At 72.1% G+C, this 25,210-nt stretch carries 14 protein-coding genes and 1 pseudogene; 5 read left to right on the forward strand and 10 right to left on the reverse strand.

What is annotated here, in order from left to right; translation table 11 throughout:
• Position 1 precedes the first annotated feature (1 nt).
• From ACFWV8_RS22945 to ACFWV8_RS22965, 5 genes are all read left to right on the forward strand, one after another.
• The gene (locus tag ACFWV8_RS22945) at positions 2-868 is read left to right on the forward strand and encodes a DUF4132 domain-containing protein (RefSeq protein WP_384205427.1); all 867 of its coding nucleotides are present in this window, start codon (positions 2-4) and stop codon (positions 866-868) included.
• Positions 865-6,042: a DNA-binding protein gene (locus ACFWV8_RS22950; protein WP_384205430.1), complete on the forward strand. Its 5,178-nt coding sequence runs from the start codon at positions 865-867 to the stop codon at positions 6,040-6,042. Before ACFWV8_RS22945 ends, ACFWV8_RS22950 begins: the two co-directional genes overlap by 4 nt.
• Positions 6,043-6,145: 103 nt before the next feature.
• On the forward strand, positions 6,146-7,324 hold the full coding sequence (locus ACFWV8_RS22955; protein WP_384205435.1) for an AAA family ATPase: 1,179 nt from the start codon (positions 6,146-6,148) through the stop codon (positions 7,322-7,324).
• Positions 7,285-11,265, forward strand: coding sequence for a DUF5682 family protein (locus ACFWV8_RS22960; RefSeq protein WP_384205438.1), 3,981 nt, complete (start codon positions 7,285-7,287; stop codon positions 11,263-11,265). Before ACFWV8_RS22955 ends, ACFWV8_RS22960 begins: the two co-directional genes overlap by 40 nt.
• Entirely contained in the window at positions 11,262-13,148 is a 1,887-nt protein-coding gene (locus tag ACFWV8_RS22965) for a hypothetical protein (RefSeq protein WP_384205441.1), read from the forward strand. Before ACFWV8_RS22960 ends, ACFWV8_RS22965 begins: the two co-directional genes overlap by 4 nt.
• A 163-nt stretch (positions 13,149-13,311) precedes the next feature.
• On the opposite strand, the gene ACFWV8_RS22970 is transcribed toward ACFWV8_RS22965, so the two are convergent.
• The 10 genes and pseudogenes from ACFWV8_RS22970 to ACFWV8_RS23015 form a co-directional block, all read right to left on the reverse strand.
• Positions 13,312-14,823: a PH domain-containing protein gene (locus ACFWV8_RS22970; protein ID WP_384205443.1), complete on the reverse strand. Its 1,512-nt coding sequence runs from the start codon at positions 14,821-14,823 to the stop codon at positions 13,312-13,314.
• Entirely contained in the window at positions 14,820-15,320 is a 501-nt protein-coding gene (locus tag ACFWV8_RS22975; RefSeq protein WP_384205446.1) for a PH domain-containing protein, read from the reverse strand. Before ACFWV8_RS22975 ends, ACFWV8_RS22970 begins: the two co-directional genes overlap by 4 nt.
• 4 nt (positions 15,321-15,324) lie before the next feature.
• Positions 15,325-17,004, reverse strand: coding sequence for a glucose-6-phosphate isomerase (gene pgi, locus ACFWV8_RS22980; protein WP_384205449.1), 1,680 nt, complete (start codon positions 17,002-17,004; stop codon positions 15,325-15,327).
• A gap of 89 nt (positions 17,005-17,093) precedes the next feature.
• Positions 17,094-18,335, reverse strand: a complete 1,242-nt coding sequence (locus tag ACFWV8_RS22985) for an MFS transporter (RefSeq protein WP_384205604.1) — start codon at positions 18,333-18,335, stop codon at positions 17,094-17,096.
• A gap of 150 nt (positions 18,336-18,485) precedes the next feature.
• Positions 18,486-18,821, reverse strand: coding sequence for an RNA polymerase-binding protein RbpA (locus ACFWV8_RS22990; RefSeq protein ID WP_329389108.1), 336 nt, complete (start codon positions 18,819-18,821; stop codon positions 18,486-18,488).
• Between the two features lie 180 nt (positions 18,822-19,001).
• Positions 19,002-19,238, reverse strand: a complete 237-nt coding sequence (gene secG / locus ACFWV8_RS22995) for a preprotein translocase subunit SecG (RefSeq protein ID WP_329389106.1) — start codon at positions 19,236-19,238, stop codon at positions 19,002-19,004.
• A 136-nt stretch (positions 19,239-19,374) separates the two neighbouring features.
• Complete coding sequence (tpiA, locus tag ACFWV8_RS23000; RefSeq protein WP_384205455.1) at positions 19,375-20,175, reverse strand: triose-phosphate isomerase; 801 nt, start codon at positions 20,173-20,175, stop codon at positions 19,375-19,377.
• A 7-nt stretch (positions 20,176-20,182) separates the two neighbouring features.
• A complete protein-coding gene (locus ACFWV8_RS23005; protein WP_384205458.1) occupies positions 20,183-21,394 on the reverse strand; it encodes a phosphoglycerate kinase in 1,212 nt (403 codons plus the stop codon).
• Between the two features lie 160 nt (positions 21,395-21,554).
• Positions 21,555-22,559 carry a type I glyceraldehyde-3-phosphate dehydrogenase gene (gap, locus tag ACFWV8_RS23010; RefSeq protein ID WP_329389099.1) on the reverse strand — a complete coding sequence of 335 codons (1,005 nt, stop codon included), beginning with the start codon at positions 22,557-22,559 and terminating at the stop codon, positions 21,555-21,557.
• 347 nt (positions 22,560-22,906) lie between these two features.
• Positions 22,907-25,102: pseudogene (locus ACFWV8_RS23015) on the reverse strand (M14 family metallopeptidase); the annotation flags it as partial.
• Positions 25,103-25,210 lie beyond the last annotated feature (108 nt).

Consider the following 25,210-nt stretch of genomic DNA (forward strand, 5'->3'; position numbering starts at 1 on the left):
CATGGGCTGGTTGCCGGTGGGCGAGGGGTATGAAGTCGCCCTGGTGGAAGGCCGGGTGACGGCGAGGTCCACAGCGGGGCGGGCCGCGGGGCGGCAGTTGAAGACGCTGCCCAAGGCCGTGCGGACGCACCCGGAGGTGGACCGGCTGCGGGCGCTCGCCGAGTGGCTGGACCGGCACGCGACCGATTGTGTCGCGCGGGTGGACAGCTGGATGGTGTCGTCCCTGCCCGTTCCCACCGGGCTGCTGGCCCGGGTGTGGCCCGACGAGGCGTGGCAGGCGGGGCTGCGGGATCTGGTGGTGATGGGCGAGAGCCCTGACGAGGTGGGGTTCCTCCGGGACGCCACCGACTCCGGTGAGCTGCGAGTGGTCGATCCGGACGGCGAGACGATACGGCTGTCACCGGCGACGGTGACGCTGCCGCATCCCGTGCTGCTGCCCGAGCTGGACGATCTGCGGGAATTCGCCGCCGAGTTGGGCCTGACACAGGGTGTGGAGCAGATCCACCGGGCCACTTGGCACAAGCCGGCCGACCTCGCCGAGAAGGCGACCTCGGTCTCGGATTTCGCGGGCGCGGGCTACGACTCACGGTTCGGGCTCGCGGCGCGGGCCACGACGCTCGGTTACCGGGTGACGGGCGGCTATGCCACCTGTCAGATACGGGAGGCCGGGACGGTCACCGAGGCGTCGGTGTGGATCGGGGAGCCGTACTGGTACGGGGATTCGGAGACCGGTGACCTGTCCTGGAGCCGCCAGGACGGGCGCACGCTGCCGCTGCGGCAGGTCGGACCGGTGGCCTGGTCCGAGGGGATGCGCATGGCCGCCGCCCTGCACGCGGGGCGCACGGTCAAGGAGGGCAAGGACGCGTGAGTGACGACACGGGGGCACGGATGCGGGCGGGAACGGACACGACGGGGGCTGTGGTGGGAGCGGGAACAGAGGGACGGACGGCGGCCGAGGCCGAACAGTTGCTGAGGGCAGGGGCGGTGCTGCCGCCCGGTACCCCGGACGCGGGACCGCGCGCGGTCCCCCTGACCACCCGGGCCTATCGGCATCCGGGGCTGGACGACCGGGTCGTGGTGCGGCTGGTCGCCGGGGAGCTGGGAGCGGCGGAGGACATGGCCGCGGGCTTTCTCGGCCTGGAGGCGGACGGCGAGCCGGCCGAGGTCGGCCTTGGGATGCGGCAGTCGCTGAGCTTCCCGGAGTGGGTGCTGGTGCACCACCCGAGGGACGGCCGTCAGGCGCTCGGGCTCGTGCCGGAGCTGGAGCGTGTGGCCAAGCAGGCGAAGACCAAACCGAAGGCGGCGCTGACCGCGTACCAGCAGATCGCGGGACGGCTGGCCGACTCCGTACCGCATTTCCTGCCGACCTTCCTCGAACAGGCCGGGCGCGTCTTTCTTGGGGCGGAGAATCCCACCTACGCGGGGCAGATGTTCATGCGGGCACGCGACGCGGACAGGCAGCACGGGCTGGCCGTGGACGAGGAGCGGCTGGACGCGGTGTTCCTGGAGTTCGCGCTGGCCGGGGCGCTGCCGGTGAAGGCGCTGTCCGGGTACGCGCGGGAGCTGGCGGCCCGGATGCCGGCCGAGGAGGCGTACCGCCGGTTCCGTGAGCTGTGTGTACGGCGCACCGCGGGCGGGATCCAGCCGTCGGTCCAGATGTCCACCGATCTGCGCAAGCTGGCGAAGGCCGCCGGGGCGGACGTGGCGGTGGCGGAGGGCGCGTATCTGACCGAGCTGCTCGCCCTTCCGGCCACCCGGCGGGCGGCGCCGGGCTGGTGGACCGCGCATCGCCCGGCTCTCGCCGCGCTGTCCCTGCGGGAGCCCTCGACGCGCGGGACGCTGCTGAGCCTGCTGCCCGAGGACGGGGACTGCGCCGAGTTCTGGCTGGAGTTGCTGGAGGAGTGCGGGGCGACGACGGGGCTCTGGGACGACGGGCTGCCTGCCGGGCAACGGCCCGCCGACGGCACGCTGGGCTGGTATCTGCGGTTCATGGAGTACCGCACCCCGTCCCACCGCACGGTCACCGCCATGCCGGAGTTCTACGCGCTCGTGGAGCGGCTGGCGGGGCAGTTGGGCGCCGAGTTGGCCGCGACCGGCGCGGCTGGCGCGAGCGGCGTCGGCGGCGCGACGGGCATGGGCGGCGCGACCGGCCAACTGCCGGTTCCTTACGGCGACGTGGATCTGCTGGACCTGCTGCTGTCCTTGGGATTGCCGGTCGCCGATCCGAAGGCTGAGGGGTGGACTCCGCGGCTGCACGTGCGGGAGTGGGCCGGGCAGAGTACGGACCGCCGCGATCTGCGCGCGCTGGAGGCCGATGCCCGGTTCCGGCCCGCGTTCCGGGCGGGGCTCGACCGGTTCGGCGACGAGGCGGAGCGCTTCCGGGTGGTGGCCGAATCCCCCGGCGGGCGCCCGATGCTCACGGAGTGGATGAGCGCGGTCGCCCGACGGCCCGCCGCGTCGACGCTGCCCCTGGTGCCCGACAGCCTGAACAGGCTGGGCCGGCTGCCCGGCCTGGCACTGGCTCTCGCGGAGGACGAGGTGCGGGCCGTCGCCGCCACCGATCTGGTCCCGCTGCTGGTCCGGACATTGCGCGGCGGGATCTTCGACGAACTGGGCTGGCCCGCCTGGGAGGCGGCCGTGGCGGAGCTGATGCCGGAGGAGGAGCGGAACCGGCTGGTCGTCGCCGACGCCTGGCCCCATCTGATCGTGGCGGGCACCTCCCAGGCGCGGGTGCTCGACGCCGAAGGCGCCGTACTGACACATGACCTGCGCATCCCCGACCGGGACGTCCGCTGGTACGAACACCCCGGATTCCATTACGTCGACGGGCAGTTGCTCGTGCACTGGCGGTCCGCTTCCGACGGAGGGCTGCTGCACGGGTACTGGCACACCGCCGCCGACCGACCGGTGCTCGTCGATTCCGCGAACGGCGTCCGCGGCGTCCGGGTCGACGCGCTCAGCAACGGCTTGGGCCCGTACACCGTGCCGAGGCCGGGCGGCGGACGGCTCACGGGCGGCGGTGTCCTGTACGCGGGGGACACCGCGCTGCCCGAGGAGCAGTCGGTGACCACGGACGGGACGCGGTACTGGACGAGGGTCAGGGACGCCGAGGGCGTCCTGCGCCTGCGTGAACTGGACCCGGCGACGGGTACGACCGGCAACATCGGCAGGCCCGACTTCTTCGCCGAGGCGAAGCGCGACGCGCCGGAGGGCAGCAAGCTGCTCGGAGGCACACTGCTGCCCGCCCCGTCGGCCGACACCGGTCCCGGTGCGCATCCGGTGGGCGGGCTGTTGGGCTGGCGCGTGGTGCGACTGCCCGACGGGTCGCGCCGCTGCGAGGACCTGGCCGGGAACGCCGTCACGCTGTCCCCGGACATCGGCTGGCCGGCCCGGCCCCTGCTCTTCCCCGGCGACGACCGGCCTCGGTGTGTCAGTGCCACGGGCTCGGAGATCAGTCTGGTCGACCCGGAGGGCGGGGTCACCTCGCTCGCCAGGACGAACGGCGAGCCGGGTTCGTTCGCGGCGGGCACGGCGGTGCTGCCGCCGGAGAACTACTGGCACTGCCTCAGGGTCAGGGACCCGAGGGGCTCCGAGGCGCTGCGGGGGATCGACCGCGAGACGGCGGCGACGCTGCTCGCGGCGGCGGTCGCGCAGGCCGAGAAGGCCAGGAAAGCCGAGAAGGAGCGGACGGGGACGGACCACCCCGACGAACTGCCTTCTCTGGTACGTCAGTTGCTGCCCGCCGTCACCCACGATGCCTTGGTGCGGGGCATCGCCGGGGTGGTGCGGTTCACCGCCGAGCAGCAAGCCGCGCTGGACGCGATCGTCGAGCGGCTCGACAGCAAGGCGGTCGTCCACACGCCGAAGGCCGAGGCGGTCGGCCCGGAGAACGAGCTGATCGGGGAAGCGCTCAACGGACTCGCGGACGACTGCCAGTTCTCGGTGGGCTACTCGTCCCAGTCACGTAGCTTCGCCGGTCAGCTCCAGGTCCTGGGCGAGGTGCTGGCGAGCCCGGTGGGGGTGGAAGCGGACGCCGCGCACGAGACAGGGGCCGCCGCCGGTACGGCCGCACCCCTCCATCTGGACGGGTCGCCGCTGCCGGTGGACAGCACCGAGTGGGAGAAGCTTCTCGACTCCCCGGCCGCCGCGTCCGCCTACCGGGCCGCCTCGTCGACCACGGCGGTGGAGCACCGCGAGACGCTGGTCGGGCTGCTGGCGGAGCTGACCGCGCTCGGTCTGACCACGGCGGAAGACGCCGGCCGCTGGCGCGTCTGCCGGCTCCAGCTCGACGAGAGCGCGCTCCTCGACGCGAACGGCAGCCAACGGGGAGGCAACTGGTCGGGTGTGCTGTCGCTGGCCGACGGCGCATTCATCGCCGTCGTCCGTCCGGAGTTCTGGAACGGGCACCGTCGCGAGTTCGCCGCGCTGTTCCACGATCCGACGGGCCGCTTCGAGGTTCCCCCTCCGTATACGGTGCGGTCGGCACCCCGCGAGATCGGCTTCGGCCACGGCCGAGAGGGCGACTGGTTCGGGGCCTTCCGCGCCGAACTGGCCGAGCGCGGGCCCGCGCCGTGGTTCCCTGCCGCCGCCGAGGAGTTCGCCCGGCTCACCGGCGTCACGCCGTCCATGGCGGCGCTGGTGGTGGCCGGTCTGCCCCAGGTGGACACGTACGTGCAGGGCTTCCTGCCCACGGAGGTACGCAGCACCCTGGGGCTGAAGGCCCCGAACGCCGCGCTGGCCAGGGACACACTGCGCCACGTCGACGTCGGCGTCCGGCGGGCCGTCGTGGCGGCACTGCTGCCGGCGGAGCCCGCCCGGCTGTGGACGGAGGGGCCCGACGTCGCCGCGGCGGCCGAGGTCTGGAACAGCGCGCTGGGCCGGCGGACCCCTGTCTCCGAGGAGATGCTGCTGCTCATGTCGGAGGCGGTCCGGGCCGTGCGGTCGTCCTGGACGGCGGAGCGGACGCTGCGGGCGCTCATCGACCCGTCCGGTGAACCGCAGTTGGCGGTCGACGCGCCCTGGCAGGTGGAGGGCGACCATGTCGTTCCCGCCGGAAAGGACACCACCGTGTTCGACACGGGCGCGCTGACGACCGTGATCGCGACGGCCGCGTGGCTGGCCCACAGGCTCCCGGCCGGTCATCCGGTCCGGGCGCTGCTTCCGGGCGTACTGAGCATGGTGCGGGAGCGGCTGGCCAACCCGGAGCTGATGCTCAGCGTGGGCCGGTATGTGCACCTGTCCGCCTTCCGTAAGGCGGCCGGGGCGCCCACCGAGACCGGCGCGGGCTACGAACGCTTCGGCGCGGTGGTCATGGCGACGTCCGACGACCAGCCGAAGCCCGCGATCCGTGTGGCGCTGCTGGACGAGGCGGGTGGTGACCCGTACCTGCCGGTCCTCCGAGGCTTCGGCGGATACGGGTACGGCCAGAGCGCCGACGTCCAGCAGCTGTTCCCCGCCGAGGCGGGTCTGCGCGTGGCCCGCGACCCGCGGTTCGCGGCGCTCCTCGGCGACCCGGGCGACCCGGTGGCCGGCGAGCGGGACAAGGACGGCACCTGGTATCCGCAGGATCCCGGCCGCTCCGTCCCCGACCTGGTCGTGGAGGTGGCCAAGGAGTGCGGCATCAGTGAGGACGCCGCCGCGCTCTATCTGATGCTGCTGGCGATGCCCGATCCGAGCGACACCAATGTCGTCCGGTGGACGGGCTGGAAGCGGCGGCGCGGCGGAGCCGCCCGTATCGAGGCGGCGCGCGAGGAACTGGCGGCCACCGACCTGGTGGTCGGCGGGACCCGCACCGGGGCCAGGCGTTCGCTCTTCCTGCCGGGCGGCTGGACGGTCACCGGGTCGGCGGCGGGTCCGCTGGAGAGGTGGAAGCTGCCGCTGTTCGACCTGGTCAGCGCGGAGGGCGCGCCGCTGGACGTGATCGCGCCCACCGAGCCGGTGGCCGACCTCTACCGCAGGGCCTGGCAGCGGATCAAGGAGGGCGACGTCCCTCGCTTCGACGAGCTCAAGACGCGGCGCGCCGGGCGGGGCGGCCGGGGCTGACCGTACGGCCGGGGCGGGGTGCCGAGCCACCCCGCCCCACTCACTCCAACTCCCCTGTTCCATCGCACTACTTCACTTCACTTCACCCGAACGAGGACTCTGCATGACGACCCGGACAGACACCCGGACGGACACCGGGGCGACCGCCCCAGCGACCCGGCAGTCCCTGCCGGCCGAGGAACGGTACGCCGCCGAACTCGCCTTTCTCGCCGCGTACGACGACGGCCCGCGCCCGCCCGGCTGGGCGCTGACCCCGCGCGCGGTGGTCACCTTCATCTGCGGCAGCGGCGACGAGGCACTGCGGCTGACGGGGAGCCACGCCGGGCTGCCCGCGCGGCTGACCGTCGCCCCCAAGTTCATCGGCGAACGCGCCCTGGTGGAGCGGTGCGTGGTCACCCTCGCCGGTGAGCGCGGCCTGCTGCTCGTCGGCGAGCCGGGCACCGCGAAGTCGATGCTCTCCGAACTGCTGGCCGCCGCGGTCAGCGGCACCAGCGCCCTCACCGTGCAGGGCACCGCGGGCACCACCGAGGACGCCTTCCGCTACGGCTGGAACTACGCGCTGCTGCTCGCCCAGGGCCCCACCCCCCAGGCCCTGGTCGCCTCCCCGGTGCTCACCGCGATGCGCACCGGCCGGGTCGCCCGGATCGAGGAGATCACCCGCTGTCTGCCGGAGGTGCAGGACGCGCTCGTCTCGATCCTGTCCGACCGTCGGCTGAGCGTGCCCGAACTCGCGGGCACGGACGACGCGCAGGCCGCGGCCGTCCCCGGTTTCAGCGTGATCGCGACGGCCAACCTCCGGGACCGGGGCGTCTCGGAGATGTCCGCCGCGCTCAAGCGGCGCTTCAACTTCGAGACGATCCATCCCATCGCCGACGCGGACACGGAGTCCGCGCTCGTACGCCGGCAGGCCACGGCGGCCGTGGAGCGCGCGGGTACGGCGTACGGGGTGGACGACGCCGTCCTGGACGTACTGGTCACCGTCTTCCGCGATCTGCGCAGCGGTCGCTCGGCCGAGGGCTGGGACGTCGAGCGGCCGGGCACCGTGATGTCCACGGCGGAAGCCGTGCAGGTCGCCGCGTCGCTCGGGGTGGCGGCGGCGTATCTGCCCGGTGGGGAGCTGCTCGACCTGGTCCCCGGACATCTGCTCGGCGTGGTCCTGAAGGACGATCAGACCGATCACGGGCGGCTGTTGGGCTACTGGGACGGACCGGTTCGACGCCGCGCCGAGGACGGCGCGGAGATATGGCGCCGGCTCTGGGACCTCAGGGAGAACCTGCGTTGAGCGGCGCGCAGGCGGTGGACACCACCGCGGACGACAGTGCCGCCAGTGATCCCCGGGACGCGGTGAGCGCGCTCGCGGACTGTGTGGAGCCGTACCTGATCGGGGTACGGCACCACAGCCCCGCGCTGGCCGCCGCGATACCGGCGCTGCTGGACGCCTCGGGCGCCGACGTGGTCTGTGTCGAGCTGCCGACGGACTTCCAGCCGTGGCTGACCCATCTCGCCGCCCCGGGCACGGTGGCACCGGTGGCGCTCGCCGGCGCCCACGAGGACGGACGCCTGGGCTTCTACCCGTTCGCCGACTTCTCCCCGGAACTCGCGGCGATCCGCTGGGCGAGGGACCACGGCGTCGAAGTGCGCTGCTGCGACCTGCCGTTGTCCGACCCGGGCTGGACGCCGAGGGATTCCGACGCGGGCCCGGACCGCCGAGGAACGGCGTTCGCCGCCGCGCTGGACGCGTCCGGCACGGGCCGCGACGGCGACGACCTGTGGGACAGAACGGTGGAGGTCCGCGCACCGGACTGCCCACCGGAGGCGGTACGCCGCGCGGCACTCGGCGTCGGCTGGGCGCTGCGCCACGACGCGGCGACGGCGGGCGGAGTACCGCCAACGGACCTGGCCCGCGAGTCCCACATGCGCCGCACGATCGCGGAGGCTGCGGGCACAACGCGCCGCGTGGCGGCGTTGATCGGCGCCTTCCACGCCCCGGCACTGACCCCACCCCGGCCGACCGGGGCAGTAGGGGCGGCCACAGTAAAGGGGCCGCTTCGGCCCAAGACCGCCGGTTCCGGCGAGAACGCCGAGACGAGCGCGGCCGACCAGGCCTCCAGGGCGGCAGGAACCGCCGGGAGCAACCACCCAACCGGCAACACCCGGGCGAGCACGCCCGCCGCGACCTACCAGGCCACCCAGCCCGCCGGAGACGGCCACCCAGCGAAGAACGCCGAGGCAGACCTGTCCGCCGGAGGCGACCACCCAACCGGCAACGCCGAGGTGAGCGTGTCTGCGGCTGCCGGGGCGGCAGGAGCCGCTCGGAGCGGCCGCCCCGACGGGGACGACCGAAACGGCGGCAGCTCCCCGGCGAGCATGTCGACCGCGGCCGACCGGGCCGCCGGAAACGGCGGCAGTTCCCGGGTGGGCGTCGGCGGGGGTGGCGTCGTTACCTCGCTTGTGCCGTATACCTTCGGCCTGCTCGACTCCCGTTCCGGGTATCCCGCCGGGATTCGGGATCCGCGTTGGCAGCAGGCCGTGTTCGTGGCCGGTGGGGTGGGTGAGCGGGTGCGGGAGGCCGCCGCCGGGGCCATCACCGGGTTGTGCCGGGCGATGCGGGACGCCGGGCACACCGCCGGGACCGGCGAGGCCGTCGAGGCGTTGCGGCTCGCCGACGACCTCGCGCGGCTGCGGGCGCTGCCCGCCCCGGGGCGGGGCGAGTTGCTGGAGGCGGTCACGGCCGTTCTCGGTCAGGGCGAACCCCTCGGCCGGGGCCGGGCCCTGGCACGGGCCCTCGAAACCGTCCTGGTGGGCACCGAACGGGGCCGCGTCGCGCCCGGCACTCCGCGTTCCGGGCTCGGCCCGGCCGTCGAGGCCGAGCTCGCCGCGCTGCGGCTCCCCTGCCCGGAGAGCCCCGAGCCCCGCGAGGTGCGTCTGGACCCGCTCCGCTCGGAGCTGGACGGACGCCGCGAGGTCCTCCTGAACCGCCTTGAGGTGTGCGACGTCGGCTACTGCTCTCCGGGCGATGTGGCCCGTACGGGCGACTCCGCCGGTCTCAGTACCCGGTGGCAGGCGTCCTGGACGCCCTCCGTCCCCGCCCGGCTCGACCTGGTCGGTGTCCGTGGTGTCACGGCCGCCGGCGCCGCCGCCGGAAAGCTGCGCGAGATCGCCCACGCGCAGCACGCGGAGGGCGGGCCCACCGCCGCGCACACCCTCACCGGACTGCGTGACGCCGCCCGTTGCGATCTCCCGGAGCTGGTCACCGAGCGCCTCGCGGAGGCCACCGACGTACTGCCGTCGTCGGCCACCCTGCCCGAACTCCTCGCCGCCCTGGACCTGTTGCACGCACTGCGCCAGGGACATCTGCCCGGCACCACCGACGCCACCAGGCGCGACGCGTCCGAACTCGCCGTGGTCCTGCTGGAGGCCGCCGTGCGCGGGCTCCCCGGTCTGGCAGGCAGCGACGACCCGCAGGACGCCGTCGCGCTGGTCGCGCTCGCCACGCGGGCGGGCGAGCACCGCCTCGGTCTGCGGATGGACGACGCGCTGACCACACTCGCGACGACCGGATCTCCGGTCATCCGCGGGGCCGCGACGGCGACGCGCGTCCTGCTCGACCTCGACGCGCCACAGGCTCTGGGCGACCGGGTCGCGAGCTGGGTCGACAGAGCCGTCGATCCGGACGGACGGCACCGCCTCTCCGGGCTGCTCACCGGTCTGCTGACGGCCGCCGGGCCGCTGCTCCAGTCCGCCGAGGCCGCTCTCACGCCGCTTCTCGACCGGGTCGACACCCTCCCCGACCAGGGGTTTCTCGACCGGCTTCCGGCGCTGCGCGGTGGGTTCGACGTGCTCACCCCCGCCGACCGGGGCCGGCTGCTCCGTACGGTCGCGGACCGCCTCGGCGACCGCCCTGACCTGACGCTGAGCGCACCACCGGAGCTCGTCGCGCTGTGGACGGCGGCGGACACCGCCGGGCTCGCGGCGCTGACCGCCCTGGGGCTGCCCGAGCCGGTGGCACCCTCGCGGCGGCCGGGAGCCGACGAGGTACCGGATGACACGCACCGCCCGGAGCACCGGACCCGCCCCGCGGACGGCTCCCGCCGCCTCACACCCGCCGACCGCTGGCGGCTGCTGCTCGGCCGTGAGAGCGACCAGCTCCCCGACAGCGCCCGCCGTTACGCGCACGCGCTGGACGAGCTCTACGGCAGCGGACGCGGCGAGGGCGCCGACCGCATCACGGACGGCCTGCCGGGCGCACCAGGCGACGGGGGCGGCCAGGGCAGGTCCTTCCCCAGCGCCCGCGAGTGGGCGAAGGAACTCGACGTCCTGTTCGCCGCGGACGTCCGCGAGGAGGTTCTCGCCAGAGCGGCGGACGCGGGCCGTACGGACGTGATCGCCGAACTGGACCCGGCGTCCGTCCGGCCATCGGTCGAACTGCTCCAGTCGGTCCTCTCGCTGGCCGGCGGCATGCCCGAGCAGCAACTCGCCCAGCTGCGGCCACTCGTACGCCGCCTGGTGGACGAACTCGCCCGGGAACTGGCCACCCGGCTGCGCCCCACTCTGACGGGGCTCGCACACCCCCGCCCCACCCGCCGCCCCGGCGGCAAGCTGGATCTGCCCCGCACGCTGCGCGCCAACCTGGCGCACACCCGGCGTCTGGACGACGGGCGGACCGTCGTCGTCCCGGAGCATCCGGTGTTCAGCACACGCGCGAGCCGGGAGGCGGACTGGCGGCTGATCCTTGTGGTCGACGTGTCCGGCTCGATGGAGGCGTCGGTCATCTGGTCCGCGCTGACGGCCGCCGTCCTGGGCGGGGTGCCCACCCTCTCCACCCACTTCCTCACCTTCTCCACGGAGGTGATCGACCTGACGGACCGGGTCACCGATCCGCTGTCGCTGCTGCTGGAGGTGCGTGTCGGCGGCGGTACGCACATCGCGGCGGGCCTCGCCCACGCCCGCACCCTCGTGACCGTGCCGAGCCGCACCCTCGTCGTGGTCGTCAGCGACTTCGAGGAGGGCTACTCACTCGGGGGCCTGCTCGGCGAGGTGCGTTCACTCGCCGCGTCCGGTGTCCATCTCATGGGCTGCGCGGCCCTGGACGACACCGGCGCCCCTCGCTACTCGGTTCCTGTCGCACAGCAGTTGGTGGCGGCGGGGATGCCGGTCGCCGCCCTCAGTCCTCTCGCCCTCGCCCGCTGGGTGGGCGACCGTCTCCGCGGGGAGAACCGATGACATCGTCCGAACCGACCGTTTCGCTGCCACCGGTCACCGCGGAGGTGGTGGCCGGTGCGGTGGAGAGCCTGACGTCCCGGCTGCGCAAGAAACTCGACGCGGCGATCGAGTCGTACGGCGCCGTACCGGCGACCGCCGCCGGCCCGCCCGACGACGGCGGTGTGCGGGTGAGATGCGGCGAGGACACGGTGGTCACGCTGCTCCCCGGCGCGTCGGGCACCGTCACGGACGCCGGTCAGGCGCGGTGCACGTGCCTGCTGTCACCGCGCTGTCTGCACCGCGCGGCCGTCCTCGGCGCGTGCCCGGTGGCAGCTCCTGAAGACGTGCCCGCGACGGAGGCCGCCCCGGAGGCTCCGGCCCCCGTGGTCCCGGTCCCGGCCACCCCCGTCACCACCGTGACCCCCGCGCCCCCTGCCGAGCCGGTCGCTCCACTCAGCCCCGCGCGGATCGACGCGGCGGCCGGGCTGTGGTCCGCCGCCACGGCCGTGCTCGCGGCCGGCCTGCCCGCCGCCGGGGCGATCCCGCAGGCGGAACTGCTGCGGGCGGCCCACACCGCCCGGCTGGCCGGACTGCACCGCGCCGAGGCCGCAGCCCTGCGCGTGGTGCGCGGCCTGCGCGACGCCCGCACGGGCCATGCCGGTCACCGGCTGGCCGACCTGGTCGCGGCCCTGCGTGAACTCCTGCTCACCACCCGCCTGTTGGCGGCGGGCAACGGCGACCCCGAACTGATCGGCACGGCCCGGCGCGGCTACCGGCCCAGTGGCTCGCTGCGCGTGTACGGCGTCTGCCGGGAGCCCGTCATCAGCGCGACGGGGTACGGAGGCGTGGTCACCCATCTCGTCGACGACGACCACCGCTGGTTCTCCGTGGCGGATGTGAAGCCCGGCGGATCGGCCCGCGCGCGGGGCGCGGCGACGGCCCCCGTCGGCGTCGGCGCGTCGGTCCTCAACCATGCCGAACTCTCCCGAGGCGGCCTGCTGATCACCGGCGCGACGATCTCTCCGGACGGCCGGCTCGGTTCGGGCAAGGGTGTCCGGTCCAGCCCGCTCGCCGGTCTTCCCTGGTCGTCGGGGCCGCTCTCCCCCTTGTTCGCCCGCCCGCCGGCCCAAACCGTGTCCGAGCGGCTCGCCGCCGCCCGCGGCGCCGGCCCCGACGAGGAACTGACCGCCCGGATCGGCGAACCGGTCGGCTGCGACCTGGTGATCACGGGCGCCGTGGGCGACCAGGTGCTCGCCCGCGAGTTGCCGAGCCCCGAAGCCGAACGTCCTGCCGGACCCCTGATCCGTCTGATGGCGGCGCACCCCCATCCGGATCTCGCCCATACGGCGAATCTGCGACGGCTCGCTTCCCGCCCCGGCCTGCGCGTGCGCGTACTGGGCCGGATCGACCCCGAGCGCGCCGCCACGCTACGGCCTCTGGCCGTGGGCCCGGTGCAGGGCACGGAGGCGACGCTGCGTCTTCCGGCGGACTGGCAGGACCGCGCCGACCTCGGATACGACCGTCTCCAGGGCTCGCACCTCCCTCCGCCGGAGGTCTGCCCTCCGACGGAGCCCGAGCGCACCGGCCCGGACGTGCTGGCCGACTCCCCCGTGTGGCGCGTCCGCCGTCTGACCGAACTCGCCGTCTCGGGTGGTCGCCGGGCGGTCGCCGAGTCCGCCCGTAACGGCGGCTCACGGGCGGACGGCGCCGCACTGCGCGCCACCGGCTTCCACACGGCGGCCGGCCTGACGACGACCCTCACCTCCGAGGCGGACCGCCGCACCCGCGACACCTTCGGCCGCCTCGGCGACGACGCCCCGGACAGCTACGCGTCGGCCTGGCTGGCCACGGCCTTCCATCTGGCGGCCACGGAAAGGGAGTTGGTCGGATCGAGCTGGCAGTAGAAAGCCTTCAGCCTGCCCGGCGAGCCCTTCAGCCCCGCTGGCGTTTGAGGGCACGGCCGAAGGCCGTACGGGGCCCGGGGCGGAGCCCCGGTTGTGGGAAGGGGCGGGTAGGGGAACAGCCGCGCAGCGGCCCCATCTCCCGCCCCGCCCCGCCCCGCACCCCCTACTTCTCCAGGAACGGCTCCAGCAACCCCGGCACCGCCTCCGCCGCGAACCCCAACCCCTCCCCCACCGCCGCGTCACGGACGTGATACGCCCCGTCCCCCGCCGCCGTCGTCGCCGTCAGCGTCACCAGCCCGGCCCGCCGCTGAAAGTACGACTGCTTGACCGTCCAGCCCACGACACCGCCCCGCTGGAGCGCGACGGTGGACCGCCGCACCGTCCCCGACCGCGCGACCAGATAGCCCCCGCTGAGCCCGTGCCCGAGACTGCGGTACGCGTCGAGCGCGAGCGCCACCGCGATCGGCACCAGCACCACCGCGCACGCTGCCGCGATCGGCAGCAGCACCTGGCTCACGAGCAGGCCGAGGATCGCCAGGACCAGCACCGGCAGCAGCGCGGCCCCCAGCGCCCAGCGCAGCCGCCGCCCGCGCGCGGCAAGCGGGTGCGGGGTCAGCCCGGCCGTGCTCGTCGGGGACGACGTCTCGCGCAGGACGTGCGCCGCCACCTCGTCGGCGACCGCCCTCGGCGCCGCCGGAAGCAGCGTCTTGAGGTCGGTGTGCTTGTCGTCGTCGTCCTGGGTGAGCCCCGTCGCGACGGCGTCCACCCGCGCCGCGCCGACGAGCCGTACGCCGATCGGCTCGACCAGCTCCACGCCCCGCAGCCTGCGCTCCTCTATGGAGACCGACCGGGAGGTGAAGAGGCCGCGCCGGACCCGCAGCGTGCCGCCGGGCTCCCGCTCCAGCCGGTAGTTCCACCACATCTCGACCCACAGGCCGAGCGAACCGACCACGCCGGCCAGGAGTGCGGCGGCCACGAGCACGACGACCGTCACCACGATCGAGGTGTCCCGGAACCGGTCGGCGATCCAGGCCAGAACCTCGTGCTGGACCCCGAACCACTCACCGACCTGCATCACGCCTCCCGCCGCCGCGCCGCCGAGCAGGGGCGCGACGAAGGAGAGAGGGGCGTAGCCGATCCAGCGGGGGTCGAGGACGGCCAGCATCCCGTCCGGGTGCCCGGCGGTGGCCGACGGGGCGCGGTCCAGCAGTTCCGTACGGAGACGCTCGCCCTCGGCGCGGGTGACCGGGTCGAGTTCCAGGGTGGATTCGCCGCCGGTGTGCTCTCCCGTACCGATGCGGACCTTCACCAGTCCGAGGATCCGCAGCAGGAGGTTGGCCGTGAGGTCGACGCTCCTGATCCGTTCGCGTCCCAGTGAGCGGCGTTTGACCAGGAGCAGTCCGGTGTGGAGTTCGGCCCGGTCGGTGCCTATTCGGTAGCGGGTGCGGCGCCAGCGGACGTAGTCGCCGCCGGTACCGGCGGCGATCAGCAGCAGGGCCGCGGGCAGCACCCAGGCGAGCGCGCGCCCCGGCCCCATGCCGCCGGCGAGTCCGATGGCGGCCGGTACTCCGGCTCCGCCGGCCACGCCGGACATGACCGCGGCGGTGACGAGCAGGGTGCGCTTGTCGAGCTTGCGCCATCCCTCCCCCGGCGCCGGCACCGCGACCGTGCTCACGTCGCGTCCCCGGGCGTGGCCTGGGTGATGTGCGTCAGCTGCTCGGCCAGCTCTGCGGCGAGTTCATGGCCGAGTCCTTCGATCCGTACCGCTCCTTTGGAGGAGGCGGTGGTGACGATGACGGTGGAGAGCTTGAACAACTGCTCCAGCGGGCCCCGTACGGTGTCCACGGTCTGGATCCGGGACATCGGCGCGATCCGCCACTCCTGCCAGAAGTAGCCGGTACGGACGTAGACCGCATCGTCCGTCACCTCCCAGCGGTGCACCCGGAACCACCACATCGGCAGGAACACCGTGCAGGCGAGGCCCAGCACCGCGAGGGCGGCGGCGGGGACCAGCAGCCAGACACGCGCGGGGGCTATGAGCGTGCCCAGCACGCCGAGGACGGCCACCGGCGCCAGGGTGAGCAGCAGCCACTGCGCACGCCACCAGGCGACCGCCCTCTCGTTCAGCGTGTTGTTCGGCGGTCTGAGCCGCCGCTCCTCCCCCTCGGTCATCGGCTCAACGCCCCCGCAGTGCCCGGTACTTTGTGACCAGCTCGGCCGTCGATGCGTCCAGCGGCCGGTCCTGGGTGCTTTCGCGACCGCCGTCGATCTGGGTGAGGACCGGCTCGATCTCCTTGGCGAGGACCTTGCCGAGTTCGACGCCCCACTGGTCGAACGAGTCGATGTTCCACACCGCGCCCTGGACGAAGACCTTGTGCTCGTACAGCGCGATGAGCTGGCCGAGTACGGAGGGGGTCAGGGTCCCGGCGAGGATCGTGGTGGTGGGGTGGTTGCCCCGGAACGTCTTGTGCGGCACGAGTTCGGCGGGGACACCCTCGGCCCGGACCTCGTCGGGCGTCTTGCCGAAGGCCAGCGCCTGGGTCTGGGCGAAGAAGTTGGCCATCAGCAGGTCGTGCTGGGCGACCAGGTGGTGCGGCAGGTCGTCGACGGGCTGGGCGAAGCCGATGAAGTCGGCCGGGATGATCTTCGTACCCTGGTGGATCAACTGGTAGTACGCGTGCTGGCCGTTGGTGCCGGGGGTGCCCCAGACGACGGGTCCCGTCTGCCACTGGACCGGCTCGCCGTCGCGGTCGACGGACTTGCCGTTGGACTCCATGTCCAGCTGCTGGAGATACGCGGTGAACCGGGACAGATAGTGGCTGTAGGGCAGGACGGCATGCGACTGCGCGTCGAAGAACGCGCCGTACCAGACCCCCAACAGGCCGAGCAGCAGGGGTGCGTTGGACTCGGCGGGCGCGGTACGGAAGTGCTCGTCCACGAGGTGGAAGCCGTCGAGCATCTCGCGGAAGCGGACGGGACCGATCGCGATCATCAGCGAGAGACCGATGGCGGAGTCGTACGAGTACCGCCCGCCGACCCAGTCCCAGAACTCGAACATGTTCGTCGTGTCGATGCCGAACTCGGCGACCTTCTCACCGTTGGTGGACAGCGCCACGAAGTGCTTGGCCACGGCCTCCTGGCCGGTCTTGAGCCCGGTCAGGAGCCAGTCGCGGGCCGAGGTGGCGTTGGTGATGGTCTCGATGGTGGTGAAGGTCTTGGAGGCGATGACGAACAGCGTCTCGGCGGGGTCCAGATCGCGCACGGCCTCGTGCAGGTCGGCCCCGTCGACGTTCGACACGAAACGGACCGTCAGATCGCGGTGGGTGAAGGACTTCAGCGCCTCGTAGGCCATCGCGGGGCCGAGGTCGGAGCCGCCGATACCGATGTTGACGATGTTACGGACGGGGCGGCCCGTGTGGCCGAGCCATTCGCCCGCCCTGACCTTCTCGGAGAAGGCGGCCATCTTGTCGAGGACGGCGTGCACGCCCGGCACCACGTTCTCGCCGTCGACCTCGATCACCGCGTCGCGCGGGGCGCGCAGCGCGGTGTGCAGCACGGCCCGGTCCTCGGTGGTGTTGATCTTCTCGCCGCGGAACATCGCGTCCCGCAGCCCGGCGACACCGGTGGCCTCCGCCAGGTCACGCAGCAGCGTGAGCGTCTCGTCCGTCACCAGATGCTTGGAGTAGTCCAGGTAGAGGTCACCGACCTGGAGGGTGTAGCCGGTGCCGCGCGCAGGGTTCTTGGCGAACAGCTCCCGCAGATTCGTCTCCCCCAGCTGCTCACGATGCTTGCCCAGCGCGCTCCACTGGGGCAGTCGGTTCAGCTTTGCGCGGCCTTCTGCCTTGTTCTCGGACATCTTGCTTCAGCCCACTTCTTCTCGTACGTGAGTGCCTGCGTGAGTGCGGTGCCCAGGAGTGTGCTGGAGATCCTGGCTGCCCTCCCAACCTAATTGATCAGAGCGCCGAGCGATGCGACAGCGAGTGTGAACGCCCCGGCCGCCAGCAGCGCGGGCGTGTTGAGGCTCCAGGCCGCCGCGACCAGGCCGCCGAGCAGCGCGCCGAGCGGGGCGCCGCCGATGGCGAGCGTGCGGAAGGCGGAGCTGATCCGGCCGAGCATCTCGGCCGGGCTCCGCTCCTGGACCAGCGTCGTCTGGTTGACGTTCCACACCATGCTCATGACGCCGAACACCGCCATGGCGGCGATGGCCGCCCACAGTTCACGAACAGTCCCCAGCACGACCAGCGCGCAGGTCTGGACGATCCCGGCGACGAAGGCGCTGCGTATCCGCCCGATCCGGACCGCGAGCCGTGGTGCCACCAGTCCGCCGATCACACTGGCGACGCCGTACGCCGTGATGACCGCCGCGTACCCGCTGTTGCCCGCGTCCAGCCAGCCCGTGATGTGCAGGACGAGGGTGGCGATCAGGGCGCCCATGCCGATGTTCATCAGGGCGGTCGCCACGGACAGGCCGCGCAGCGCGCTGTCCCGCCACAGCGCGCGCATGCCGTCCGCCATCTCCGCGCGCAGGGTGCCGCCGGCCGCCTTCGCCGCCTTCGTCGGTGCGTCGGTCCGCAGCGAGGCGATGAGCAGGGCGCCGACGACATAGGTGGCGGCGTTGGCCGCGAACGGCGCTGAGGCGCCGATGACCAGGAGCGCCGGGACCAGTGGCGCCGCCAGGAAGCCGCTCGCGACCTGCTGGCCGGTCATGAGGCGGGCGTTGGCGCCGGCCAGCGTCTCGCGGGGAACGATGGCGGGCAGCAGGGCCGTGGCGGCGTTGTCGAAGAGCGTCTGGAGGGTGGTGAGCAGGAAGGCGAGGGCGAGCAACAGCGCGATCGTGCCGTGGTCCAGCGCGACCGCGAGCGCGAACCCCGCCATCAGCACGCCACGCGCCAGGTCGACGGCCCACATCGCCCGCCGCTGATCCACCCGGTCGGCGACGGCCCCGCCCAGCAGTCCGAAGAGCAGCCAGGGCACATAGCCGCAGGCGGTCACCGAGGCGATGAGAAGAGGGTCGTCGGTCAACGAGGCGGCGAGCAGCGGCAGTGCGGCCGTACGCAGCGAGTCACCGAACCGAGAGACCACGGCGGCGCTCCAGAGCCGCCCGAATCCCCCGCGCCACGCGGGCACTCGCGCCTGCGCCGGCTTTTCTCCGGCCGCCGGCGCATCGGCTGTCGCCCCGGCCGTCATTCCGGGCGCCGATCCATCGGTCGACTCGTCCGTGGTCACAACTCTCCCTTTCGGTCTTCCTGTTCGGACCGTAAGGGATGCCACTGACAATCGGCCGTCCGCGAATGCGGCTCCGGCCGGGCACCTTTGGGTGTCCGGCCGGATCAATGTCTAGATTTCGCCCCGCAGTTTGGCGAGGGCTTCAGCGAGGATCGCCTCGCCGTCCGCGTCGCTGCGCCGCTCGCGTACATAGGCGAGGTGTGTCTTGTACGGCTCTGTGCGCGGTGGATCCGGGGGATTGTCCCGGTCCTGGCCGGCCGGGAATCCGCACCGTGGGCAGTCCCACGTGTCCGGAATCTGTGCGTCACTGGCGAAGCTCGGCTGCGTCTCGTGCCCGTTGGAGCACCAGAAGGAGATGCGCGCGCGTGGCGCGGACTCGCCACGCTCGGCCTCACCCATCGGCCCCGCTCCGACCCGGCTTCCCCGGATCGCGTTGCCACTTGCCACGGTCGTAACTCCCTGCGTGAATGGTGCCGCAAGCATCAAGCGTCGAGAGGCATCTCCGCTGTCGAGCGCCCCAGTCTACGTATGGCCCAACGCGCGTCCAGCAAGTGGAGTTACACCCCCACCGCCGGGACGCAGGGCCTCATGATAGGCCGCGCCCCCGGCGACGTACTGTACGACCGGTCAGCTGTCCAGCTTCATCAGCAGACCAAGCACGACAATGCAGGCGAACCATCCCATACCGACCACGATGGTGATGCGGTCGAGGTTACGCTCGGCGACCGAGGAACCACCGACGGACGACTGCATGCCGCCACCGAACATGTCGGAGAGACCGCCGCCCTTCCCCTTGTGCATCAGCACCAGCAGCATAAGCAGCAGGCTGAAGACGATCAGGGCGATCGAGAACCCCACAATCACGGCTGGACCTACTTTCCGGAATTCTCTCGAATTGAATCGGGATTGGACGGAACTGCGAGGACAACGGGGGCCGGCGGCACCTGTGAAATGCCGGTCGGCCCCCGTCAGGGTACGACGGATCCGCGTCCTCGCATACTTACTGGTCGCGGAACCTGACGATCTTGACGAACTCCTCGGCGTCCAGCGCCGCACCGCCGACAAGGGCGCCGTCCACATCCGGCTGCGCCATGATCGCGGCGACATTCCCGGCCTTCACCGAGCCGCCGTACTGAATACGGACCTGGTCGGCCAACTCCTGCGAGTACAGCTCCGCGAGCCGCGCGCGGATCGCCCCGCAGACCTCCTGCGCGTCCTCGGGGGTGGCGACCTCACCGGTGCCGATGGCCCACACCGGCTCGTAGGCGATCACGACGGACTCGGCCTGGTCGGCCGGGACGTCCTTGAGGCCGCCGTCGAGCTGCGCGAGCGTGTGCGGGACCTGCTCACCGGCCTTGCGGACGTCCAGCCCCTCTCCGACGCAGAGGATCGGGGTCAGCCCGTGCTTGAAGGCGGCCCGCACCTTCGCGTTGCAGATCTCGTCGGTCTCGGCGTGGTACTGACGTCGCTCGCTGTGACCGACGGCCACGTACGTGCACTTCAGCTTGGCCAGCATCGGCCCGGAGACCTCACCGGTGTACGCGCCGGAGTCGTGCGAGGAGATGTCCTGGGCACCGTACTTGATCTTGAGCTTGTCGCCGTCGACCAGCGTCTGCACGGACCGCAGGTCCGTGAACGGCACCAGGACGGCCGTCTCGACCGCGTCGTGGTCCTTGTCGGTCAGGGCGAAGGCGAGCTTCTGGACATGCGCGATGGCCTCAAGGTGGTTGAGGTTCATCTTCCAGTTGCCCGCCATCAGCGGGGTACGGGCGGTCTTCTCGGTCGGGGTTTCAGCTGCCATCAGTAGGTCAGTCCTCCAGTGCGGCGAGGCCGGGAAGCGTCTTGCCCTCGAGGTATTCGAGGCTGGCGCCGCCACCGGTCGAAATGTGGCCGAATGCGTTTTCGTCGAAACCGAGGATCCGGACGGCGGCGGCCGAGTCGCCGCCGCCGACGACCGTGAAGGCGTCGGAGTCGATCAGGGCCTGGGCGACGGCCCGGGTGCCCTCGGCGTAGTCGGGGTGCTCGAAGACACCCATGGGGCCGTTCCAGAAGACGGTCGTCGCGTCGGCGAGCTTCGACGCGTACAGCCGGTTGGTCTCCGGACCGCTGTCCAGACCCATCCGGTCCGAGGGGATGGCGTCGACCGGGACGGTCGCCGGGTCCGCCGGCGCCTTCGTCTTCAGGTCGGGGAAGGCCGGCGCGACCAGGACGTCGACCGGCAGGACGAACTCCACGCCCCGCTCGTCGGCGCGCTTCAGATACTCCTGGACGGCCGGGATCTGGTCCTCCTGGAGCAGCGAGGCGCCGACCTCGTGGCCCTGGGCCTTGAGGAAGGTGTACGCCATGCCGCCGCCGATCAGGATGCGGTCGGCCTTCTCCAGGAGGTGGTCGATGACACCGAGCTTGTCGGAGACCTTGGCGCCGCCGAGGACGACCGCGTACGGCCGCTCGACGTCCTCGGTGAGCTTCTTGAGCACGCCGACCTCGGTGGCGATCAGACCGCCCGCCGCGTGCGGCAGCCGGGCCGGCAGGTCGTAGACCGAGGCGTGCTTGCGGTGTACGGCGCCGAAGCCGTCGCCCACGTAGAGGTCGGCGAGCTCGGCCAGCCGGTCGGCGAAGGCGCCGCGCTCGGCGTCGTCCTTCGACGTCTCACCGGCGTTGAAGCGGAGGTTCTCCAGGACGGCGACCTGTCCGTCCTCAAGGGCGCCGACGACGGACTTCGCGGAGTCGCCGACGGTGTCGGTCGCGAACGCGACGCCGGCGCCGAGGAGTTCACCGAGCCGCGCGGCGGCGGGGGCCAGCGAGAAGACGGGGTCGGGCGCGCCCTTCGGGCGGCCCAGGTGCGAGGCCACGATCACGCGGGCGCCGGCCTCGGCGAGTCTGGCGACGGTCGGCAGCACGGCACGGATCCGGCCGTCGTCCGTGATGGTGGTGCCGTCGAGCGGCACATTGAGGTCGGCCCGGACGAAGACGCGCTTGCCGGCGACCCCTTCGTCGAGAAGTTCGTCGATCGTCTTCATGTATCAGTGACTCCTTGAGAGCGGCTCCACGTCCCGCGACGTCCGCGAGCACACGGGTGAGCCGGCACGGACAGCACACGGACGACAGGGCCCGGTCAGCGCCACGTCGCGCCGCACGAGCCCTGTCGAACACATTCGGAAGTTGCCTACCGGACCGCTGTCAGAGCTGCCCGCCGATGAAGGTGGTCAGGTCGACCAGACGGTTGGAGTAGCCCCACTCGTTGTCGTACCAGCCGATGACCTTCACGCTCTTGCCCTGGACCATGGTCAGGGAGGAGTCGAAGGTGCAGGAGGCCGGCCAGTTCACGATGTCCGAGGAGACGATCGGGTCCTCGGTGTACTCCAGGAGGCCCTTCAGCTGACCCTCGGCGGCCTTCTGGAACGCGGCGTTGACCTCGTCCTTGGTCACCTCGCGCTCCAGCTCGACGACCAGGTCGGTGACGGAGCCCGTCGGGACCGGGACGCGCATCGCGATGCCGTCGAGCTTGCCCTCAAGCTCCGGGATGACCAGCGCGGTCGCCTTGGCGGCACCCGTCGTGGTCGGGATGATGTTCTCGGCGGCGGCACGCGCGCGGCGCAGGTCCTTGTGCGGGAAGTCCAGGATGCGCTGGTCGTTGGTGTACGCGTGGACCGTCGTCATCATGCCCTTGACGATGCCGAAGTTCTCCAGGAGGACCTTGGCCATCGGCGCCACACAGTTGGTGGTGCAGGAGGCGTTGGAGATGACGTGGTGGTTGGCCGCGTCGTACTTGTCCTGGTTGACGCCCATCACGATGGTGATGTCCTCGTCCTTGGCCGGAGCCGAGATGAGGACCTTCTTGGCGCCGCCCGCGATGTGCTTCTCGGCGTCGGCCTTCTTGGTGAAGATGCCGGTCGACTCGATGACGATGTCGACGCCCAGCTCACCCCAGGGGATGTCGGCCGGGTTGCGCTCGGAGAGCACCTTGAACGTCTTGCCGTCGACCGTGATCGTGTCGGCGGTGTTGCTCACCTCGGCCTTGAGGCGGCCCATGATCGTGTCGTACTTCAGCAGATGAGCGGTGGTCGCGGTGTCACCCAGGTCGTTGACAGCCACGATCTCGATGTCCGCACCCTGCTCCAGCAGCGCGCGGAAGTAGCTACGGCCGATGCGGCCAAAGCCGTTGATGCCTACGCGGATCGTCACGAACCGATCTCCTCGTTGGTACGCCGGGTTTCGACGCCGGCGAGTGCGTATGGGATGTCCCCGACCTCTTATGACCCTACCTCCCCCCACGCGCCTCGGTGACATCGCGTGGGGGCCAGGGCCCAGGGTCCTGCCAACCAGCGGCGTCCCGTACCGCCCGGTGGGGGTACGGGACGCCGTCGCGGGTTGACGCGGCCCCGGTGGTGCGGGCGCGGTCAGCCCCGCAGGGCCCGCAGCGCCTTGCCGAGCACGTCGGCACGCGCCCCCGCGTCCGTGACCTGCTCCAGCCCGAAGCCGAGCAGGACGGTGTCCCTCGTGGTCACCGCCGCGGCGCCGGTGCCGACGTCGTAGGTCCCCGCCGCCGCGCTGGTGAACTGCGGGAAGAGGTCCGGGGCGAGTACGGAGGAGGTGACGGTGTAGGTGCCCGCCTGGTCCAGCGGGTTGCCGGGTGCCGCGCCGAGCGGTCCCGACGTCCCGAGGAGCGCGCCGGCCCCGGTGAAGCCGGTGGCGCCCGCCGTGGCGGAACGCCCGTACGCGCCGAGGTAGTACTGGCTGAAGTCGTTCGTCTGCGTGCGCCCGACCTGCGTGTTCCCGCCGGCCCGCTCGCCCGCCTCGATCAGCTTGCCGCCCTCGTTGAGGAAGTCGCGTACGGAGATCTGCGTATCGCCGTCCGAGGTGCCCGCGCCGGTGTGGTGGACGGCGGTGGTGAAGTGGCTGAGGACGCCCAGGGGGTGCGGTGCGCCCTGCGTGGCCACGTCCCAGACAACGGCGGTACGGCCGTTGGCCCGGAGGGCGTCGACGTAGTCGCGCGCGTACTGCGCGGGCGCGCCTTCGTCGGCGATCACGAGGGTGTCGGCGCGGGGCCGTTCGGCCACCGTGTAGGTGAAGCGGTCGCTGGTGGTGCGCTTGCCGCTCTTGGTACGGCCGGTGAACCAGACCTCGACACGGTCGCCCGGACCGGCGTCCTCGACCTCGGCGCGGTACTCGTCGAAGTGGAGGTTGTCATCGCCGCCGTAGGTCTCGCCGCCCTTCCAGGCCCGCAGGTCCTCGTCGTGCGTCCGGCCGCCGTTGATCCGGTAGTTCAGCTCCTTGTCACGCACCGACTTGCGGGCGGTGACGGCGACTTCCTGGTCACCGCCGCGCGCGTAGGAGGTGGTGAAGGTGTCGGGGGTGAAGTCGGGGGCGCTCGGTCCGACCGATGAGGACGGCCGGTCGGGGTGGGCGGCGGTCTCGGCGACGGAGAGCGCGAAGGGGATGTTCTTGGTGAACTCCGCCTGGATCAGCTTCTCGTCGTCGGGGAAGTTGAAGCCGGACCGGCAGTCGTCCGCCTCCCAGGCGTCGTCCGGGATGCCGTCGGAGACCGTCTCGCAGGTGGTCATCTCCGGGGTGAACATCATGATCCCGTTGACGTTCGCGCCGTGTCCGTCGGCCTCGCCGTTGGTGGTGTAGAGCTCGGAGGAGACCTGCGGGTAGTAGCCGGGGACCGCGGAGTTCTCGGGGGTGCCGGCGAGCGACCGGTAGAGGATGTCGTCGGGGGTCGGGGTGGCGACCTGCCAGCCCACGCCGTAGAGGAGCAGTTCGGCGGCGGAGTGGTAGTTGACGCCGTAGTCGAACCCGATGCGCTTCTGGAGGCGGTCGATCGCCTGGGTCTCGGGCTCGGAGCCGGGTGAGGCGCCCCGGTAGGTCTCGCTGGTGGACTGCGGGGACGAACCCTCGTTGTCGTAGCCCCACTTGTAGGTGAAGTTACGGTTCAGGTCGATGCCGTCGCCGCGGCTGATGACGCCGTCGCCGTTGACGTCGCGGAGGTTCTTGCGCCAGAGACGGTTGGCTTCGGCGGCGTGCGTCCAGTCGTAGCCGTCGGGGTTGGCGGAGAGGACGAACCACAGCTCGGTGGAGTCGACGATCTTCGTGATCCTCGGGTCCTTGCCGTAGTTGTCGAGATAGTGGTGCATCAGCCGCCGCGTCATCTCGGGGGTGATCCACTCCCGCGCGTGCTGGTTGGACATGTAGAGCACGGAGGGCTTGGCGCCGTCCCTGGTCCTGTCCGCGCCCTTGGTGAGCTTGAGGGCGAGGATGTCCTTGCCCTGGATGGTCTTGCCGATGGAGACGACCTTGGTGAGGCCGGGGTTGGCCGCGCCGGCCTCGGTTATCTCCTCCTGGAGACCGCCGGGACCGCTGTACGGGCGGTACACCCCGTCCCCCGCCGCCTTCAGCCGGGATTCCGTTTGCGCGGAGATCTTCCGCTCGGTGACATCGACGCCCTGGGCCTCAAGCCCGCGCGCCTGGTCGTCGGTGAGGAACAGCTCGACCTTGGCCGTACCGCCCTTCGGCACCGACTCGCCCAGTTCATGGGCGTCCTGGCCGGCCGCGAGGAGCAGCGGCACCTGCCCGGCGGTGACCTCGGCGTCGAAGACCTTGAGGGTGTCCCCGGCCGCGGCCGGGGACCTTTCGGTGGCCGTGTCGGCCTGGGCGCCGGGTGCCGCCGTGATTCCGCTCAGCAACAGTGCGCCCGCCGCGAGGATCGCTCTCGCTCCGCGTCTCATGTGCCCCCCTTGCTGTGGTCCGCCACAGGTGTGACGGGACGCCGACAGGCTCGCCAACCCGCATGACCATGTCAAGGGCGCATCAAGGCCATGCAAAATGCCGCTGTC

It is taken from the genome of Streptomyces sp. NPDC058665 (assembly GCF_042714995.1).
Lineage (GTDB): Bacteria > Actinomycetota > Actinomycetes > Streptomycetales > Streptomycetaceae > Streptomyces.